General features: G+C 43.6%; 4 protein-coding genes. 3 read left to right on the forward strand and 1 reads right to left on the reverse strand.

Annotation, left to right across the window (positions count from 1 at the left end):
• Positions 1-249 precede the first annotated feature (249 nt).
• Positions 250-1,155, forward strand: coding sequence for a 30S ribosomal protein S6--L-glutamate ligase (gene rimK, locus AB4589_RS23570; protein WP_012601042.1), 906 nt, complete (start codon positions 250-252; stop codon positions 1,153-1,155).
• Positions 1,156-1,187: 32 nt separating this feature from the next.
• Positions 1,188-1,616 carry a RimK/LysX family protein gene (locus tag AB4589_RS23575; protein ID WP_004733090.1) on the forward strand — a complete coding sequence of 143 codons (429 nt, stop codon included), beginning with the start codon at positions 1,188-1,190 and terminating at the stop codon, positions 1,614-1,616.
• A gap of 75 nt (positions 1,617-1,691) precedes the next feature.
• Here AB4589_RS23575 and AB4589_RS23580 read toward each other — a convergent pair whose 3' ends face one another.
• On the reverse strand, positions 1,692-2,480 hold the full coding sequence (locus AB4589_RS23580) for an MBL fold metallo-hydrolase (RefSeq protein WP_372101815.1): 789 nt from the start codon (positions 2,478-2,480) through the stop codon (positions 1,692-1,694).
• A 403-nt stretch (positions 2,481-2,883) separates the two neighbouring features.
• On the opposite strand from AB4589_RS23580, the gene AB4589_RS23585 reads away from it, so the two are divergent.
• On the forward strand, positions 2,884-3,272 hold a 389-nt coding region (locus AB4589_RS23585), incomplete at its 3' end, for a 2OG-Fe(II) oxygenase (RefSeq protein ID WP_408063607.1).

Genomic DNA, 3,272 nt, shown 5'->3' on the forward strand with positions numbered 1-3,272 from the left:
ATTCCATACATCAAGTTAGGTCTCAACTCGCTTTTCCATTCAAAACGCCCTCTAAACCCTGCTGTACCAATCACTCACACATACGATAAATTTCTGTTGTCGACTCGACAAATTTAATTCGTTTTCTTAGTTAAACGAAAAGCCTTAAGGTTCGCCCCGAAGCAAGCAAGGAGCCTCAGAATAACTGAAAGCTCAGCTAACAACTAATTTATTTGCAGTTACCAATCAGGTATTAACTAAGGAAACGCCATGCGTATCGCAATTCTTTCTCGCAACGAAAATCTATACTCTACTTCTCGCTTAAAAGCGGCAGGAGAAGCTCGTGGTCACCAGGTCGATGTTATCGACACGCTGCACTGTGATATAGATATCGCGAGTAACAATCCGAAGATTCGCTACATGGGTGAAGAGCTACCTCAATACGATGCTGTTATTCCACGTATTGGCGCTTCCATTACCTTTTACGGCACTGCGGTTGTTCGCCAATTCGAAATGATGGGCACTTTTTGTATCAATGAGTCAGTAGCTATCAGTCGTTCTCGCGACAAACTGCGCTCACTACAACTGTTGTCTCGTAAAGGTATTGGCTTACCAAAAACAGGTTTCGCTAGCCGCCCAGACAAGATTCAAGACTTGATCAAAAACGTAGGTGGTGCGCCACTGGTTATCAAGCTTCTTGAAGGTACTCAAGGTATCGGCGTGGTTCTAGCAGAAACAAACAAAGCAGCTGAAAGCGTTATCGAAGCATTCATGGGCCTAAAAGCGAACATCTTGGTTCAAGAGTTCATTGAAGAAGCTAATGGCGCAGACATTCGTTGTTTTGTTGTGGGTAATAAGGTTATTGCAGCAATGAAACGCCAAGCTGGTGAGGGTGAATTCCGCTCTAACCTGCACCGTGGCGGTACAGCTCAACTGGTTAAACTAACCAAAGAAGAGCGCGCTACAGCGATCAATGCAGCTAAAATCATGGGGTTAAACCTATGTGGTGTCGATATTCTACAATCTAAGAATGGCCCTGTTGTAATGGAAGTGAACTCTTCTCCAGGCCTAGAAGGTATCGAGAAATCAACAGGCAAAGATGTGGCAGACATGATTTTCGAGTTCATTGAAAAAAATGCAAAACCAAACGCTAACCGTACTCGTGGCAAAGGCTGATTAAACGCCGTTTACTCATGATTGGAAAAAACATGAACAATAAAATGATCATAGGGAATACAGAAGCACTTTGCTTACCAGAGTTAGGGATAACTGGACTACATACACGTGTTGATACAGGGGCTCAAACCTCTTCTCTACACGTAGACAATCTACTATGTGTAAAAACAGATGGTGAAAACTTCGTTGAGTTCGATCTTCACCCAGACGTTTACCACCTAGAAGAGACAGTACGCTGCAAGGCGAAACTGAAAACGAGTAAAAGAATCAAATCATCGAACGGCGAAGTTGAACACCGTTGTGTGATTGAAACCATGCTAAAAATTGGTGGTCAGGAGTGGCCTATCGATATCACACTAAGCAACCGTCAAGATATGACTTATATGATGCTGCTTGGTCGTCAAGGCATGAGTGACAAAGTGATTGTTGACCCAGCGGGTGAATTTCTAATTTCTCACTAATTGAACTGCTCCACAGCTCAAATAGTGAGTCAACAACGCGCACTAATAAAGGCCAGTCTTTGAGACTGGCCTTTATTATTTATGGCGATTTTTTTTCTCTTTAAACCCAAACCGCCAAACAGATTTTAGCAAGGCTTTGAGTTTAATCTTAGTCACTCGCCAATGTGTTACTGGCCTTCTTGGTGCACTCATCAGCAGGTGTTCAAACGCTTGCTCACTCAAATTCACTTGTCCCCCATGCGCCACCAGCAAGGTGTCGAGCTGCATGTTATAAATACGGGATACCGACTCTCGATACTTATTGGGATGAAAAATTGGGAAAGGTGGAATCAGCTTCTTTTTGACCTCGACCATTAAATCCGCCACATAGGCGACACTGTGTGATGGGCAATAGACGGAAAGATCTCTGTCGGTATGGCCTGGCGTTTCCAGAACCAACCAATCATCAAAACCCGGAATGCTGTCTCCATCCGACAGCTTGTAGTCCGGCTTTAACTTTCTTGAATACCATAGATTTGCTTTAGGCCTGCCCAATCGATTCGCCATCCATCGTGCCAACGCCAGATCGGTCAAATGCATCAAGATACCATCAATACCGTGATACCAGTCTTTATCTCGATCTGCTGCCACCAAATTACAATTCGTGAGCTTTCTGAGCTTGTGCGCTGCCCCTGCGTGGTCTGGATGCATGTGCGTAACCACAACCGTATGTAGATCAGCAAAATCACGCATAAGCCCTGTTTCGATGAAAGCCTTCAAATGCGGGATGTCGGCTCGACACGCACCATCAAGCAAGAGCAACCTGTCAGGGTACTCTACGAGATACATGTCTTGGATATAGCCTTTAATGGTATGAAGTTGCAAATCCACTCCTTGTGACAAAACAACTGGTCAGACCTATACAATAGCAAACCCACCATCAATTGTGATCATTTTGTTAAAAACAACAATCTAAAACCAGATAGATAGCTCGAATCAAGATTTCCATTGGTATCCACTCAATTACTCAAATCCAACGTTACTCAAAACCAATGTTACTCAAGTCCAATTTAACTCAGAATAATGAGGGCACATTCCAAAGATGATCATCAATTAAATCCGATATTTTTCAGCATTATCGAATGCTCACATTACCGAAAACCTTGCTCAACAAGCCTTACGCTTTAAGCGCTCAGCACCATTTATCATGACGACAAAACATGTGATTTGTTGACCTGAGTTATTCGGACTATATATGCGCCTCTAATTTATTGTCTGAGTGCTATACATGAACCAACTTATCGATGCTCTTTCTACCCAAGGTTACTTTGTTTGGGATGACTTCTTAACTCACGAAGAAGTAGTGGCATTGAGGGATTGCATTCCAGAGAACTGGAAAAAGGCTAGGATCGGCCGTAACGATGATGTAGCACGAGAAGCAACGATTCGTGGTGACAAAATTCAGTGGGTACGCCGTGATATGGGCGAACCCGCATCTCTGTTCCTAGACAAAATGGAGCAAATTCGTTTAGAAGCAAACAGAGCGTTCTTTTTGGGTCTGTTCGAGTACGAAGCGCACTTTGCTAAATACGAGAAAGGCGACTTCTACCAGAAGCACTTAGACTGCTTTAAAGGCAATGAAAACCGCCGCCTAACCACTAATGCCGTTCACTTAAG

Origin of the sequence: Vibrio sp. 10N.222.49.A3 (assembly GCF_041475145.1) — a bacterium.
In the GTDB taxonomy this organism is placed as follows: domain Bacteria; phylum Pseudomonadota; class Gammaproteobacteria; order Enterobacterales; family Vibrionaceae; genus Vibrio; species Vibrio tasmaniensis_A.

Excerpts from the sequence above, each read along its gene's own strand:
- AB4589_RS23575 (WP_004733090.1), top strand. The coding sequence starts at position 1,188 with ATGAACAATAAAATGATCATAGGGAATACAGAAGCACTTTGCTTACCA.
- rimK (WP_012601042.1), top strand. The coding sequence starts at position 250 with ATGCGTATCGCAATTCTTTCTCGCAACGAAAATCTATACTCTACTTCT.